Source organism: Flavobacterium sp. (genome assembly GCF_004295795.1).
GTDB lineage: Bacteria > Bacteroidota > Bacteroidia > Flavobacteriales > Flavobacteriaceae > Flavobacterium.
The window spans coordinates 158,732-173,967 of record NZ_SEBR01000004.1; the positions used below are offsets into that span (position 1 = coordinate 158,732).

Annotated in this window: 11 protein-coding genes; 8 read left to right on the plus strand and 3 right to left on the minus strand. The window is 46.5% G+C overall.

Annotation, left to right across the window (positions count from 1 at the left end):
• Positions 1-72: 72 nt before the first annotated feature.
• The 6 genes from EOO49_RS04125 (at position 73) to EOO49_RS04150 (ending at position 7,757) form a co-directional block, all read left to right on the plus strand.
• Complete coding sequence (locus EOO49_RS04125; RefSeq protein WP_290842987.1) at positions 73-1,413, plus strand: TlpA disulfide reductase family protein; 1,341 nt, start codon at positions 73-75, stop codon at positions 1,411-1,413.
• A 295-nt stretch (positions 1,414-1,708) separates the two neighbouring features.
• The gene (gene thrA, locus EOO49_RS04130) at positions 1,709-4,156 is read left to right on the plus strand and encodes a bifunctional aspartate kinase/homoserine dehydrogenase I (RefSeq protein ID WP_290842989.1); all 2,448 of its coding nucleotides are present in this window, start codon (positions 1,709-1,711) and stop codon (positions 4,154-4,156) included.
• A gap of 68 nt (positions 4,157-4,224) precedes the next feature.
• Positions 4,225-5,154: a homoserine kinase gene (locus tag EOO49_RS04135; protein WP_290842990.1), complete on the plus strand. Its 930-nt coding sequence runs from the start codon at positions 4,225-4,227 to the stop codon at positions 5,152-5,154.
• Between the two features lies 1 nt (position 5,155).
• Positions 5,156-6,454: a threonine synthase gene (gene thrC, locus EOO49_RS04140; protein ID WP_290842992.1), complete on the plus strand. Its 1,299-nt coding sequence runs from the start codon at positions 5,156-5,158 to the stop codon at positions 6,452-6,454.
• Positions 6,451-7,062, plus strand: a complete 612-nt coding sequence (locus EOO49_RS04145; protein ID WP_290842994.1) for a trans-aconitate 2-methyltransferase — start codon at positions 6,451-6,453, stop codon at positions 7,060-7,062. The genes thrC and EOO49_RS04145 overlap by 4 nt, the downstream gene beginning before the upstream one ends.
• Complete coding sequence (locus EOO49_RS04150) at positions 7,059-7,757, plus strand: hypothetical protein (RefSeq protein WP_290842996.1); 699 nt, start codon at positions 7,059-7,061, stop codon at positions 7,755-7,757. The genes EOO49_RS04145 and EOO49_RS04150 overlap by 4 nt, the downstream gene beginning before the upstream one ends.
• Here the strand turns inward: EOO49_RS04150 and EOO49_RS04155 are convergent.
• Positions 7,741-8,586 (minus strand): NAD(P)H-hydrate dehydratase, encoded by an 846-nt coding sequence (locus tag EOO49_RS04155; protein WP_290842998.1) that lies wholly within the window; start codon positions 8,584-8,586, stop codon positions 7,741-7,743. The genes EOO49_RS04150 and EOO49_RS04155 overlap by 17 nt on opposite strands.
• Before the next feature lie 747 nt (positions 8,587-9,333).
• Between EOO49_RS04155 and gcvT the strand changes: the two genes are divergently transcribed.
• Positions 9,334-10,416: a glycine cleavage system aminomethyltransferase GcvT gene (gene gcvT, locus EOO49_RS04160; RefSeq protein ID WP_290843000.1), complete on the plus strand. Its 1,083-nt coding sequence runs from the start codon at positions 9,334-9,336 to the stop codon at positions 10,414-10,416.
• 215 nt (positions 10,417-10,631) lie between these two features.
• The gene (locus EOO49_RS04165) at positions 10,632-11,354 is read left to right on the plus strand and encodes a YebC/PmpR family DNA-binding transcriptional regulator (protein WP_290843002.1); all 723 of its coding nucleotides are present in this window, start codon (positions 10,632-10,634) and stop codon (positions 11,352-11,354) included.
• Between the two features lie 659 nt (positions 11,355-12,013).
• Here the strand turns inward: EOO49_RS04165 and EOO49_RS04170 are convergent.
• Both EOO49_RS04170 and EOO49_RS04175 read right to left on the minus strand, forming a co-directional pair.
• Positions 12,014-13,054: a PLP-dependent cysteine synthase family protein gene (locus tag EOO49_RS04170; protein ID WP_290843004.1), complete on the minus strand. Its 1,041-nt coding sequence runs from the start codon at positions 13,052-13,054 to the stop codon at positions 12,014-12,016.
• A 78-nt stretch (positions 13,055-13,132) separates the two neighbouring features.
• Complete coding sequence (locus tag EOO49_RS04175) at positions 13,133-15,193, minus strand: S9 family peptidase (protein WP_290843006.1); 2,061 nt, start codon at positions 15,191-15,193, stop codon at positions 13,133-13,135.
• Between the last annotated feature and the right edge of the window lie 43 nt (positions 15,194-15,236).

Genomic DNA, 15,236 nt, shown 5'->3' on the forward strand with positions numbered 1-15,236 from the left:
AGGCAAATGAAATCTTGAAAAATATACTTTGCGAAAACGATTTCCGTTATCACTTACAAACCAATGATAAATATGAAAAAAGTAGTACTATCGATGTTCCTGTTTTTGGTCGGATGCCTTTGCGAGGCCAAGATCACGGTAACCATTTCGGGCAAAATCACGAATCTGGCAACAGGCGAAGTCATGCTTTCGGGCGCATTCGGACCTGACATCATCAAGGTCAAACCCGATGGAAGTTTCTCCCAGAAACTAGAACTCGACTACGCCGGAAAATACTATTTCGGAGCCGGAGACAACGCGACTTTCCTTTATTTGCGCGACAAATCGAACCTCGTGATTTCTGCCGATGCGAAGAACTTTTTCAAAACCGTCAAATTTTCCGGAACCGACGCCTCCGAAAATGCTTATCTGGCGAAAAAGGAAGAAATCACGAATGCCATGGATTTCAAAGCTTTTTATTCGTCTGACGAGAAATCTTACCTGAACCAGATCGCGAAACTCAAAGCGGACATGACCGCCGCTCTGGCCAAATCGAAACCCGCCAAAACGTTTTCCGAACTCGAGGCGCGCGACCTTTATTATATGGAGCAATCGTTTCTGTGGAATTATCCGAGTTATCATCCCGGAATCACCAAAAAGGAAAATTTCGTGCTCGCGACCGATTTTCCGAAGCCCGAAAAAGATAAAATAAATTTCAACAACGGGACCGATTATGCCTTTTCGATGTCTTTCCGCGAAATGACCTCGCGTTGGGTAAGCGAGAATCTTCCCAAGGATTCTGCCGATAAATATCCGGTTTTCGAGGCTGTGAAGCAGTTCGACAGCCCGTTGATGCGCGATGCGATCCTTTCCGGCCTTCAATACAACATCAACGCCGGAAATCCCGATTCCAAGGAACTTTACGACAGGTTGACCGCTGTGGTGACTTCGGAAAAAGCGAAAAAAGATTTCGATCTGAAACTAGCGGCGATCGAACGCACGAAAGCCGGAAATGCCTCGCCTACTTTCGACTATGAAAACGTCGGCGGAACCAAAACGTCTCTCGAAAGCCTTCGTGGAAAATATGTCTATATCGACGTTTGGGCAACCTGGTGCGGCCCTTGCCGAGAGGAAATCCCGCATCTGCAAAAGATGGAAATGGCTTACCACGGCAAGAAAATCGAGTTCGTGAGCATTTCTGCAGACAAACAGAAAGACCGCGAAAAGTGGAAAAAGATGATAGCCGAAAAACAAATGGGCGGATTGCAATTGCTTACTGACAAAGACTTCGACTCCGAATTCATCAAAGCTTACGCAATCGACGGAATCCCGCGTTTCATCCTGATAGATCCAAGCGGAAAGATCGTCAACGCCGACGCTCCTCGCCCATCCGATCCTGAATTGGCCAAATTGCTCGATTCGCTTCCGCTATAATTCCACATCTGACAATTTTTCACAAGCCTGCGATTTCCTTTACGGATTTCACAGGCTTTTTTGCTAAAATATTTTCGATTATTCGCAAAAATCGGCAAACGACTTGCATTCTTCCCAAAAAGTCCTACTTTTGAAAAATGCCGACAAAATTCACATACACTTCTTCGTTCACGTCTCTCACGGGCGTGACTACCGTTGGCACAACCACAACCCTTCGGGGTTAATCGTTCCCATATCATCCGCAAACGTGCGCACCTTTTGAGGAGCGGAAAATCCTTTACCCAAACTTTTCGACATGAACGTATTGAAATTCGGCGGCACATCGGTCGCCAATGCCGACAACATAAAATTGGTCTGCCAAATCGTGGCCAACAAGAGCAGGAACGAAAAAATCGCCGTAGTCGTCTCGGCTTTCAGCGGCGTGACCGACTTGCTGCTTTCGGCGGCAAAAAAAGCGGCTTCGAAAGACGAATCCTATAAGGAAATCGTCGCCGAAATCGAGAAAAAACACCTTAATGCGATCAAAGATCTGCTTCCGATACAAAGCCAGAGCGCACTTTTGAGCCACGCAAAAAGAATCGTCAACCTGCTCGAGACCTTGCTCGACGGCTGTTTTCTTTTGGGAGAATTGTCGCCCAGAACCGCCGATACGATCATCGGGTTCGGCGAACTGCTGTCGTCCTGCATCGTGGCCGAGACCATCAAACAAACTGTTGCGAAAAGTGAGTACAAAGACAGTCGCGAGTTGATAAGAACCGATGATAAATTCGGGAAAGCGACAGTTGATTTCGGCAGAACCAATATTTTGATCAAAGCTTTTTTCGATGCTTCAGATGCCGAGGTTACGATTCTTCCGGGATTTATCGGCTCGACCGAAAACGGCGACAATACGACATTGGGACGAGGCGGATCAGATTACACCGCGGCGATTTTGGCATCGGGATTGAATTCGGAAAAAGTCGAGATCTGGACAGACGTAAACGGCATGTTCACGGCCAATCCAAAAATCGTCAAACAAGCCCAACCGATCGAATCGATATCGTATCAGGAAGCCATGGAACTTTCGCATTTCGGGGCAAAAGTGCTTTATCCGCCAACGATCCAGCCGGCGCTCGACAAAAATATCCCGATTTTCATCAAGAACACTTTCGATCCCGAGTCTTTCGGAACCTTGATTTCGTCCAAACCCGACAAATCCCAGAATCCGATCAAAGGCATTTCCCATATAGAGAATATTTCGCTGGTGACGCTCGAAGGTTCGGGCATGATCGGCGTTGCGGGCTCTTCCAAACGGCTTTTCGAGGTTTTGTCAGACAATGCCATCAACGTGATTTTCATTACGCAGGCTTCGTCCGAACACTCGATTTGCATCGGTATTGTCGATTCGGAATCAGAAAAAGCCAGGAAAGCGATCGACAAGATGTTCGAAGTCGAGATTTCTCAACACAAAATTGATCCTTGCAGCGTCGAAAACGGGCTTTGCATCGTGGCTTTGGTTGGCGAAAGCATGAAAAACCACCAAGGATTAAGTGGGAAAATGTTCAGCACTTTGGGAAAGAACAACGTCAACATCCGGGCGATTGCACAAGGCGCGTCCGAACGGAACATTTCTGTGGTCATCAACCAAAAAGATGTCAACAAAGCGTTGAATTCACTGCACGAGCGGTTTTTCGAAGACGATGTAAAACAGTTGAACCTTTTTGTCATGGGCGTCGGAAATGTCGGCGAGAAATTCCTGGATCAAATGCGGCAGCAGCAAAAGTTCCTCAGGGAAAATCTTAGGATCAACGCGAGAGTTGTGGCTTTGTCGAATTCTAGAAAAATGCATTTTGACGAAAGCGGAATCGATCTGGAAACCTGGAAATCGAGTCTCGAAAATTCTGAATCGGCCGATAAAAACCAATTCATCCAAAAAGTAAAAAACCTCAATCTGCGCAACAGCATTTTTGTCGACATCACGGCCAATCACGAAGTTGCGGCGACTTATGGCGATTATCTTCAGGATAATATCGCGGTTGTGACTTGCAACAAAATCGCGTGTTCGTCGGAATACCAAAACTACCGCCAACTCAAGAACATCAGCCGGAAATACAATGCCCCGTTTTTGTTTGAAACCAATGTTGGCGCGGGTTTGCCGATTATCGACACTTTGAAACACATGGTCGCTTCAGGCGATAAAGTGCACAAAATCCAGGCGGTTCTGTCCGGGAGCCTGAACTTTATCTTTAACAATTTCGACGAGCATTCGAGTTTCCACGACGTCGTAAAAGAAGCAGGCGTTCAAGGTTTTACGGAACCCGATCCAAAAATAGATTTAAGTGGTGTCGACGTGGCGAGAAAAATCCTGATCCTGATTCGCGAAAGCGGTTATGAAATGGAAATGTCAGACATAGAAAATAAATCTTTTCTTCCGAAAGAATGCCTTGAGACAGCGACAGTGCCTGAATTTTTCACTTCGCTCCTCACGCACGCCAAACATTTTGACGAACTTTATGAGCAAGCCAAATCGAAAGAGGCACGACTGAAATACGTCGCCCAGTTCGAGAACGGGAAAGCGTCGGTCGGGTTGCAGTTCATCGAAAAAAACCATCCGTTCTACAACCTCGAAGGCAAGGACAACATCGTGCTTTTCTTCACCGATCGCTACGTCGACCAACCGCTTTTGATCAAAGGCGCGGGCGCGGGTGCGGCGGTGACGGCCAGTGGGATTTTTGCCGATGTGATCAGGGTCGGAAATAACTAGGATTCAAGATCATCAGTTTGTCGGATCATCTGACAATCTTCAAATTCCAAAATCCGAAAAACAAAAAAATGGACTATATCAAAATATTCGCCCCGGCCACAATCGCCAATCTCTCGTGCGGTTTCGACGTGCTCGGACTTTGCCTGGACAACGTCGGGGACGAAATGACCGTGAGGAAAATCGACGAGAAAATCATCCGGATCTCGAAAATCGAAGGCGCGGACCTTCCGTTGGAAACCGACAAAAACGTCTCCGGCGTCGCGGCTTTGGCGATGCTTCACGAATGGGAAACCGATTTTGGCTTCGAGATCGAGATTGTCAAGAAAATCAAGGCCGGAAGCGGAATAGGAAGTTCGGCGGCGAGTTCGGCCGGAGCGGTTTTCGCGATCAACGAACTGCTTGGTCGTCCTTACGAACGCAAAAGTCTCGTCAAATTTGCGATGCAAGGCGAAAAACTGGCTTCGGGAAGCGCTCACGCAGACAATGTCGCTCCTGCGCTTTTGGGCGGATTCACGCTGGTAAGAAGTTACGATCCGCTCGACATTATCAGGATCGACGCGCCCGAGGAACTTTTCGCCACCGTGATCCATCCGCAAATCGAACTCAAGACTGCCGATGCGCGTTCGGTCCTGAAACAAAACATCACACTCCAGAACGCCGTCGTGCAATGGGGAAATGTCGGTGGTTTCGTGGCCGGACTTTACACCAAGGATTACGATCTGATCGGACGTTCGCTCCAGGACAAGATCGTCGAACCGATTCGCGGCGTACTAATTCCAGGATTCGATCAACTCAAGAGTGCGGCTCAGGCTTACGGCGCTTTGGGTTCGGGAATTTCGGGCAGCGGACCGTCGGTTTTCGCTTTGTGCCGAGGTGAAAAGATCGCCCAGGAAGTCGCATCGGCCATGAGCAAAATTTATGAACAGATGCACTTGCCGTTCGAGATCCACGTTTCGAAAATCAATCCCGACGGCATCAAAATCCTTGAAAAATACTGAAATGAATTTCTACAGTCTCAACCATAATGCGCCAAAGGTTTCGTTTCGCGAAGCCGTCATACAAGGACTTGCGCCCGATAAAGGACTTTATTTTCCGGAATCGATCACCGCTTTGCCGACCGATTTCTTTGAAAACATCGAGCAGTTGTCAAACGCTGAAATCGCGTTCGAAGCCATCAGGCAATTCGTGGGCGATGAAATTCCAACTTCGGAACTCAAACGCATTGTAACGGAAACGTTGTCTTTTGAATTCCCGATGGTAAAAATCTCCGAAAACGTTTATTCGCTTGAACTTTTCCACGGGCCGACGATGGCGTTCAAGGACGTTGGCGCAAGATTCATGGCGCGCTGTCTGGGTTATTTCAACCGCGAAAATCCCGAGGCGAAAAATACGGTTTTGGTCGCGACTTCAGGCGATACCGGAGGCGCAGTTGCAAACGGCTTCCTTGGCGTTGCGGGCGTGGACGTGGTGATTTTGTATCCCGACGGAAAAGTTTCGGATGTTCAGGAAAGACAGCTCACGACGCTTGGCCAAAACATTCAGGCCTTGAAGGTCGAAGGTGTTTTCGACGATTGCCAGGAAATGGTCAAACGCGCTTTCCTTGACGAAGAGTTGTCAGGTTTGAAGCTTACTTCGGCCAATTCGATCAACGTTGCGCGTTGGCTTCCGCAAATGTTCTACTTCTTTTTCGCTTACAAACAACTCAAAAAGTTCGGGAAACCGCTTGTCGTTTCTTGCCCGAGCGGGAATTTCGGGAACGTCTGCGCCGGAATTCTCGCCAAAAAACTGGGTTTACCGATACAACATTTTGTGGCTGCGACGAACGCGAACGACACCGTTCCAAGGTTTCTGGAAGATTGGAAATACGATCCCAAAGCGTCGGTTGAAACGCTGTCGAATGCCATGGACGTCGGAAATCCTAGCAATTTCATAAGGATTCGCGAGCTATATCACGACGACAAATCACAATTTGAACAGGAATTTTCGGCTTACTCCTTTTCGGATTCGCAAACCCGCGAGGTCATGCAATCGGTTTACAGGAATTCCGGTTACGTTCTGGAACCTCACGGCGCGGTCGGATATTTGGGACTTGAGACCGAGTTGACGCGTTTTCCGGAAGCGATCGGGATTTTTCTTGAAACGGCGCATCCGATGAAATTTGAGCAAACTGTCAGCCAAATACTTGATTTCGTGCCCGAACTTCCGCAGCAACTCAAAGCGGTTTTGGGAAAGGAAAAGGTTTTCAAAAGCGTTAAATCTTACGAGGAAGTGAAATCGTTTTTATTGAACAAAAAGTGAAAAAGACCGCCCTTGAGATATTCGATTCCAATGCATTGCTGTATCAGCAAAAGTATATGGACTTGGATTTGTATGACGATACGTATCTTCGGTTTTTGTCCGATTTGAAAAAAGATGCAAGACTGCTCGAACTCGGTTGCGGACCGGGAAATATCACGCGTCAGTTACTCAAAAACCGTCCGGATCTAAAGATTTTGGCAACCGATTTTTCTCCCAGAATGATCGAACTGGCAAAATCGAATGTCCCGACTGTCGATTTCCGTCAAGCGGATGCGAAACAGATTTCGACGATCAGCGAGCAATTCGATGCGATCGTCTGCGGATTCATCACGCCTTATCTGGACAGATCGGAAGTTGGGAAATTGCTTTCGGATTGCGCAAAACTGTTGATTTCTGGCGGAAAACTATATCTGTCGACCCTTGAAGGCGATCACGAAAAGTCAGGTTGGCAAAGTTCGAGCGACGGAAAAAGCAGCACGATCGTTTACTTGTACTCGATTTCAGACATCAAGGAAATGCTGTTCCAAAACGGATTTTCATACCTCTCGATTTTGCGGAAATGCCTAAACAACGATTCCCATCTCATTTTTATCTCGGATTTTTCATGAACAGATTTTTGACAATCCTCGTGGCTATGACCATTTTGGCTTGCGACAAAAAACAAAAGCAAATCGGCACGAAATTTCCGGAGCCAAAGGTTGAAACGCTTGATGACACGCTTCCGAGACCAAGTATCGATTACCAAGGCAATCTCCTAAGAATGACGCTTGGCGACAGCGCAAACAAATTCGAGCTGTTTTGTACCAAAGACGGCGATCACTTTACGGTCGACTCTGTACTGATTGCTGCTTTACACGCCGGGAAAAGTGCCCAAAAAATCAACTTGGGATGGAACGAAACTTACCTGAGTTTGGACGAAATAGGTTTCTCGATTTATGACGACGCGAATTTTGACGGACACAACGATTTGACAATCAACAATTACGCGGGAAATTATACTTCGAGTTCCAGTTTCTGGCTTTTTGATGAAAAATCAGGTGAGTTCGTTCATGAACCTTCTCTTGACAGCATTTACAACCCCGGATTCGAGCCGTCGACCAAGCGCATCCTGTCGTCCTGGCACGCCGGATTGTCTACGTTCAGCGACGATATTTACATTTGGAAAGGCAACAAAGTCGTGCTTTTGGAATCGATTACGGAAAACAGGGATTTTCCCCAAGCGGACGGCACTCACTATTCCGTCAAGCGCTTGGTCAACGGGAAATATATCGAAAAAGATTCGATCGCTAAGAAGCCCGACTAATTTGCAGAAATGCTTTTCCGAGATATTCGATGATGTCCGATGCGACAAAGCTTTCGGGCGCCGTTGTTTTTATAGCCAGATCTGCGGTCAAGCCGTGAAGGTAAACGCCGAATTTCGCAGCCTCGAGCGGAGCGTATCCTTGGGCGAGCAATCCCGTAATTATTCCCGTCAGCACATCGCCACTTCCAGCGGTGGCCAACGCCGCGTTTCCGGTTGTGTTCTCAAACCAGTTTTCTCCGTTCGTGATTTTGGTTGGCGCGCCTTTGCAGACGAGGATTATTTTGTGTTCAGCTGCGAATTTCAACGCCGCTTTTTCGGATTCTTCTTGTGATTCATGACTTCCTATAAGACGTGAAAGTTCTTTCGGATGTGGCGTCAGGATCGTGTTCTCGGGTAAAAGCGACAACCATTCCTGATGTTGCGACAGGATGTTCAGCGCGTCGGCATCTATCACCAAAGGCGATTTCACGTGCTGCAAAAAGTCGTGCAAAGCGTTTTGGACGGCTTGCTCCTGCCCGATTCCCGGACCGATTCCTATGGCGTTTGGCGAGAATTCGTATTCGATTTTGGACAGGTGTTTTGTTTCGACATCTGTCAAGACCATGACTTCGGGGATCGCGGTTTGCACGATTTCGTATCCACATTCAGGCACGAACGCCGTAACCAAACCTGCTCCCGAATGCAGCGCCGCTTTGGACGAAAGTGTGATCGAACCTATTTTTCCGTAGCTGCCGCCGATCAATAATGCGTGACCTTGCGTGCCTTTGTGCGTTTTTGGGTCTAGCGGTTTGTAGCTTTTTTTTATGGCTGATTTGGTGATTTTGGTCATCGTACTTCAATATTCGTTATTCGTTATTCGTTATTTGTTGTTCGTTATTCGTTATTCGTTGTTCGTTATTCGTTGTTCATTATTCGTTGTTCATTATTCGTTATTCGTTGTTCGTTATTCTAATTTGTTCCGAACTTTTTAAGATTTCACACTTTTTTTGGCCCTGTATTTATAAGGTTGGATCTACATAAATATGTGCATCTGTGGCGAACTTTTCCCGTTTGTTCTATTTACGACGAAGACTTAGTCGTGATTTCCTGCTACTGATGCCTGGATTTAAAACGGTTTTTCCTAGCTTACTTCTGCTTTTTTGGCCACGAATACACGAATGCAGAAAATCTCAATGATTCTCATAACTGATGGCTTTTGAAAATTTAATTTACGTCTATGGATGCCGAAACGCTAGTCATTTAACGCGATTTTGCAATTCGGGACATGGGGAGCTGAAGTTGGAAAATGAATAATGAATATTGAAACAATGTTGAATAATGAATATTGAAAACAATGTTGAACAACGAATGTTGAATAACGAATGTTGAACAACGACTGCCGAATAACGAATGTTGAACAACGAATGTTGAATAACGAATGCTGAATAACGAATGTTGAACAAACCATCGTTTTGCCAGAAAGCTAAAAGCGAAAGCCGGAAATCACTTCAAAACATTTTCAGATTCCCAGATTTTCAAATTTCAACATTGCATTTTTTGACTAAATTAGCGCCTCAAATCCTAATTCCTACGAATAATGAAAAATACGGCGCTAACGCACATTCACGAGCAACTTGGGGCGAAAATCCTGCCATTTGCGGGCTATTTTATGCCAATCACTTACGAAGGCGTGAATGCCGAACACGAGACCGTGCGAAAAGGCGTTGGTGTTTTTGACGTTTCACACATGGGAGAATTCTTTTTGGAAGGCCCGAATGCGCTGGCTTTGATCCAGAAAGTAACCTCTAACGATGCCTCGGTTTTGACCGACGGACGCGCCCAATATTCGTGTTTGCCCAACAACGAAGGCGGAATCGTGGACGATTTGATCGTGTATAAATTCAACGACGAGAAGTATCTTTTGGTCGTGAACGCCTCGAACATCGACAAGGATTGGGATTGGATTTCGAAACACAACGATCTCGACGTGAAGATGACCAACGCTTCAGAAGACTATTCGCTGCTTGCGATTCAAGGTCCGAAAGCGGCCGAAGCCATGCAGTCGTTGACTTCGACGAATTTGTCCGACATCAAATACTACCATTTTGAGGTGGGTGATTTTGCCGGATTCGACGATGTGATCATCTCGGCTACGGGTTACACGGGTTCGGGCGGATTCGAGATTTACTGCAAAAACGAACAGGCCGAAGCGATCTGGAACAAGGTTTTCGAAGCCGGAAAAGCTTGGGACATAAAACCTATAGGATTGGCCGCACGCGACACTTTGCGTTTGGAAATGGGCTTTTGCCTTTACGGAAACGACATCGACGACACGACTTCCCCGCTTGAAGCCGGTTTGGGCTGGATTACGAAATTCACAAAGGATTTCACGAATTCGGACAATCTGAAAAAGCAGAAAGAAGCGGGCGTTTCGAGAAAATTGGTCGGTTTTGAATTGACCGAACGCGGCGTTCCGAGACAAGGTTACGAGATTGTCGACAAGGACGGAAACGTTATCGGAAACGTGACTTCGGGCACTCAGGCGCCGTCGCTGAACAAAGGAGTCGGTCTTGGTTATGTCACTATGGAATTTGCCGGCGTCGATTCGGAGATTTTTATCAGAATCCGAAAGAACGATGTCGCCGCCAAAGTCGTGAAATTGCCTTTTTATAAAGCCTGATTTTGCGCCGGCTGTAGAAATAAAATCAGGGCATAAATCCACGAATCCGATTCTTCTGCAAATAGCGAAAATGGTGTAGTTGCGACAAAAAAAATAGCTTGCCTTTTTGCAGACGTTCCGAAAGGCTTATTTTTGCGCGTGAAAAAAACTTTCGTGTCTTTGGATGAACAAGGAATAACGAACATTGAACAACGAACTTAGAAGTTTATATAGAAATGGGAAGAGCGTTTGAATTCCGAAAAGGAAGAAAAATGAAGCGTTGGGCCGCAATGGCAAAGGCGTTCACAAGAATCGGGAAAGACATCGTCATGGCGGTGAAAGAAGGCGGACCGAATCCGGAAGCCAACGCTCGTTTGCGCGCCGTGATCCAGAACGCGAAATCGGCCAACATGCCTAAGGACAACGTCGAGCGCGCCATCAAGAAAGCGACCGACAAAGACACGGCGAACTACAAAGAGGTTTTGTTCGAAGGTTACGCGCCGCACGGTATCGCGATCCTGATCGAAACCGCAACCGATAACAACAACAGGACTGTGGCGAACATCCGCAGTTATTTCAACAAGTGCAATGGCACTTTGGGAACGCAAGGTTCGGTGGAATTCATGTTCGACCACACTTGCAACTTCAGGATTCCCAAAAACGGACTCGATCCCGAGGAACTGGAATTGGAATTGATCGACTTTGGCGCCGAGGAAGTTTTCGAGGACGAGGACGGAATCTTGATCTACGCGCCTTTCGGTAGCTTCGGATCGATCCAGAAAGAGCTCGAGAATCGTGGCATCGAAATCTTGTCGTCTGGCTTTGAGCGAATTCCACAGGTCATGAAGCCGGGATTGACGCCGGATCAAGTGGCCGATGTCGAAAAGTTGCTCGAGAAAATTGAGGAAGACGATGATGTGATGAACGTTTATCACACGATGGAAGAAGCCGCGGAGTAAATTTTAGTGGCGTTGCAGTTACAGTAGCAGTATGCAGACGCGATTGCAGTCATATACAAATAGGCTTCGTTTTGGAGCCTATTTTTTTTGTAGCAGATTAGATGAATTTTGTTTGTTGCCACAACCCGAGCAACGCGAACTGGCCGAAGGCAATACCAGAACAATCTTATTTGTGCATTCGTGGCTTATTATTTTTTGGATTTGTCACGATTAGTTCGCTGCAAACTTTTAATCTTGGAAGTGATTTTATTGAACCATTAAGGACATTAAGAACATTAAGAATGTTAAGGCTCTTCACTTGTTGCAAAACCGCAATTCTGCGTGATTTTGAAGCCTTAAGGAGTTAGGAAAGTTAAGGACGAAGTCGAGTTTCTATTTGATCAGTGTGTCCGAAAGCGCGGCGAAAATCAGTGTCATCCGTATAAATCCATGATTGGCTAAACGCCAGTTCGCGTTGCGCCAGTCTGTCTAAAGCATCAGGATCGAGATTTTGCGTTCATGTAAAGTCGTTTGGAGCACTTGCATTTGTCGAACAATTCTTTTCCGAAAGCCAGATAAAGTTCGCAGGCTAGCATCTTTTCTCTTTCCGATTTCATACACCCGAAATAAAAAAGCCCCGAAATATCGAGGCCAGTCAATTACTAATTACTAATTAGTAATTATTTTATAAATTCCACTTTCTGCGCTTCTTCGGCGTTCACACTGTCGAAAAATCCTTGCTCGGCCATCCATTCGTCGCTGAACACTTTGCTCATGTAACGCGATCCGTGATCCGGGAAGATTCCCACTACGACACTGTTCTCGTCAAATTCGCCTTCTTCTGCATATTGCCTCACGGCCTGAAGTGTCGCACCTGACGTGTATCCGACGAAAAGTCCTTCCTTCTTGGCGATTTCACGCGTAACGTGTGCGCTTTGCTCGTCGGTTACCTTGATGAATTTGTCGATCAGGTCGAAATCTGTAGCCGACGGAATCAGGTTTTTGCCCAAACCTTCAATTCGGTAAGGATAAATTTCTTCATTGTCGAACTCTCTTGTCTCGTGGTATTTTTTCAAAACAGATCCGAAGGCATCCACACCCAACACCTTGATGTTCGGATTTTTCTCCTTTAGGTATTTCGCCGCTCCGGAAATTGTTCCTCCGGTTCCGCTACAAGCAACAAGGTGGGTAATTTTTCCGTTGGTCTGTTCCCAGATTTCCGGACCTGTGCTTTTGTAATGGGCGTCGATATTGAGTTGGTTGAAATATTGGTTGATATAGACCGAACCCTTGATTTCCTCGTGAAGCCTCTTGGCTACGTTATAATAGGAACGTTCATCGTCTGCAGAAACATGCGCCGGACAAACGTAAACCTTCGCTCCCATCGTGCGTAACATATCGATCTTGTCTCTCGAGGATTTCGAGCTCACGGCCAAAATACAGCTGTAACCTTTAATGATGCTCACCATCGCCAAACTGAATCCGGTGTTGCCCGAAGTCGTTTCGATGATAGTGTCACCAGGTGAAAGAATTCCTTTTTTCTCAGCTTCTTCAATAATGTAAAGGGCAATCCTGTCTTTGGTGGAGTGTCCCGGGTTGAAAGCCTCTACTTTTGCGTAGAAATTTCCTTTGAGATTTTCGGTAACGCGGTTCAGTTTGATGAGTGGCGTGTTTCCGATAAGTTCCAGGACATTATTGTAAGCTTTTATTTCTTCTTTCATAAAAAAATAATTAGTCAAGGGCGAGCATGCCGAATGGGCATACCTTGAAACCTTGCAAATTTAACAAAAAAATTCTTTTCACTTCCCAATTTTTTCAAGGGTAAGCAAAAAACTGAATTCACGTGCAAGTTCCTTCAACGCCTCGAATCTTCCCGAGGCGCCTCCGTGGCCTGCCTCCATGTTGGTATCGAGGAACAACAGCTTGTCATTTGTCTTGATATTCCGCAACTTGGCCACCCATTTTGCGGGTTCCCAATATTGCACCTGCGAATCGTGAAGTCCCGTCGATATGTACATGTTCGGATAATTTTGGGCCGAAACATTGTCATAAGGCGAATAGGACAACATATAGTGGTAATAGTCTTTTTCGTTCGGATTTCCCCATTCGTCGTATTCGCCTGTCGTAAGCGGGATGTCTTCGTCGAGCATCGTCGTGACGACATCCACGAAAGGCACTTGCGCGATCACGCCGTTGTACAATTCGGGAGCCATATTTGCCACCGCGCCCATTAGCAATCCGCCGGCAGAACCGCCTTCGGCATACAAATGCTCCGGTGAAGTGTAACCTTCGGAAATCAAAAACCTCGAAACATCGATAAAATCGGTAAACGTATTCTTCTTTTGCAGCAATTTTCCGTCTTCATACCATTGCCTGCCAAGATCTTCGCCTCCGCGGATATGTGCGATGGCATAGATGAAACCGCGATCGAGAAGCGAAAGTCGCGTCGACGAAAAGTAAGGATCCATCGATGCGCCATAAGAGCCGTAAGCGTATTGCAGCAAAGGATTTTTTCCATCCTTGGTCAGGTCTTTTCGGTAAACGAGCGAAATCGGCACTTTGGTCCCGTCCTGAGCTGTCGCCCATTGACGTTCCTCGACATAATTTCCCTTTTGGAACTTTCCGCCAAGCACTTGCTGTTCTTTCAACACTGTTTTTTGCTTCGTACGCATATTGAAATCGATCACCGATGAAGGCGTCGCCATCGACTGATAGCCGTAACGCAAAACTTCGGTATCGAAATCGACATTGGTCGTCGTGTAAGCCGTGTAAGTCTCGATATCGAACGGCAAATAATAAGCTTGTTGCCCATTCCACGGACGAATCTGGATTTTGTTCAGTCCGTTCGAACGTTCCTCGATCACGAGATAGTCCTTAAAAATATCGATGCCTTCAAGCAAAGTATCTTCCCGATGAGCGATAAGGTCGACCCAATTCTCTTTTGAAGTCGCCGTATCGGGCGTTTTCATCAGCTTGAAATTCGTGGCTCCGTCTTTGTTTGTCATCACGTAAAAACTGTCGCCGTAATGCGAAATTGTGTATTCGAGACCGCGCACGCGTTTTTGGAACGGCACGAATTCACCATCGGGATTTTCTGCCAGCAGAATTCGGGATTCCGTCGTAAGCGTACTCGAAGAATGGATCACGAGGAATTTCTTCGATTTTTCTTTGGAAACCGATACGTGGAAAGTATCGTCGGTTTCGTTGAAAACCACGACGTCCTCATCTTCGTGCGTTCCTAATTTGTGTCGGAAGATTTTGTCCGAGCGCAACGTTTTCTTGTCCTGACGTGTAAAAAACAACGTCTTGTTGTCGTTGGCCCAAACGCAGTTAGGAGCCGCGTTCTGGATCGTATCGGCAAAAATTTCGCCCGTTTCCAGGTTCTTTATCCGAATGGTATAAATCCGTCGGCCTTTCAGATCAACGCCAAACGTCGCATATTTGTTGTCAGGACTGATGCTCACTGCGCCAAGCTGGAAAAACGAATGTCCTTTGGCCATCTCGTTGCAATCGAACAAGATTTCTTCGGGCGCATCCAAACTGCCTTTCTTGCGAGAATAAACCGGATAGTTTTTCCCGGTCTCGAATCTCGTGATGTACCAATATCCGTTGTAGAAATAAGGAACCGACTCGTCATCTTCCTTGATGCGCGCCTTCATTTCCTCGAACAAAGCTTCCCGAAACGGTTCTTCGCCCTTGGTCATTTCATGATAATAAGCGTTTTCCTGATTCAGGTATTCGATGACCTCGGGATTTTCCCTGTCGTTGAGCCAATAATAGTTGTCGATGCGAACGTCTCCGTGTTTTTCCAAAGAATGCGGACGCACCGCGGCAACAGGAGCAATTGGTTGTTCTGGCATTTGTTTAGGTTGTTTTGAAACGCAAAAGTAGCGCAATAAGCCC

Bases quoted from the DNA above. Each gene is read 5' to 3' on its own strand.
- EOO49_RS04125 (WP_290842987.1), top strand. From the start codon at position 73: ATGAAAAAAGTAGTACTATCGATGTTCCTGTTTTTGGTCGGATGCCTT.
- thrA (WP_290842989.1), top strand. From the start codon at position 1,709: ATGAACGTATTGAAATTCGGCGGCACATCGGTCGCCAATGCCGACAAC.
- EOO49_RS04135 (WP_290842990.1), top strand. From the start codon at position 4,225: ATGGACTATATCAAAATATTCGCCCCGGCCACAATCGCCAATCTCTCG.
- thrC (WP_290842992.1), top strand. From the start codon at position 5,156: ATGAATTTCTACAGTCTCAACCATAATGCGCCAAAGGTTTCGTTTCGC.
- EOO49_RS04150 (WP_290842996.1), top strand. From the start codon at position 7,059: ATGAACAGATTTTTGACAATCCTCGTGGCTATGACCATTTTGGCTTGC.
- EOO49_RS04155 (WP_290842998.1), bottom strand. From the start codon at position 8,586: ATGACCAAAATCACCAAATCAGCCATAAAAAAAAGCTACAAACCGCTA.
- gcvT (WP_290843000.1), top strand. From the start codon at position 9,334: ATGAAAAATACGGCGCTAACGCACATTCACGAGCAACTTGGGGCGAAA.
- EOO49_RS04165 (WP_290843002.1), top strand. From the start codon at position 10,632: ATGGGAAGAGCGTTTGAATTCCGAAAAGGAAGAAAAATGAAGCGTTGG.
- EOO49_RS04170 (WP_290843004.1), bottom strand. From the start codon at position 13,054: ATGAAAGAAGAAATAAAAGCTTACAATAATGTCCTGGAACTTATCGGA.
- EOO49_RS04175 (WP_290843006.1), bottom strand. From the start codon at position 15,193: ATGCCAGAACAACCAATTGCTCCTGTTGCCGCGGTGCGTCCGCATTCT.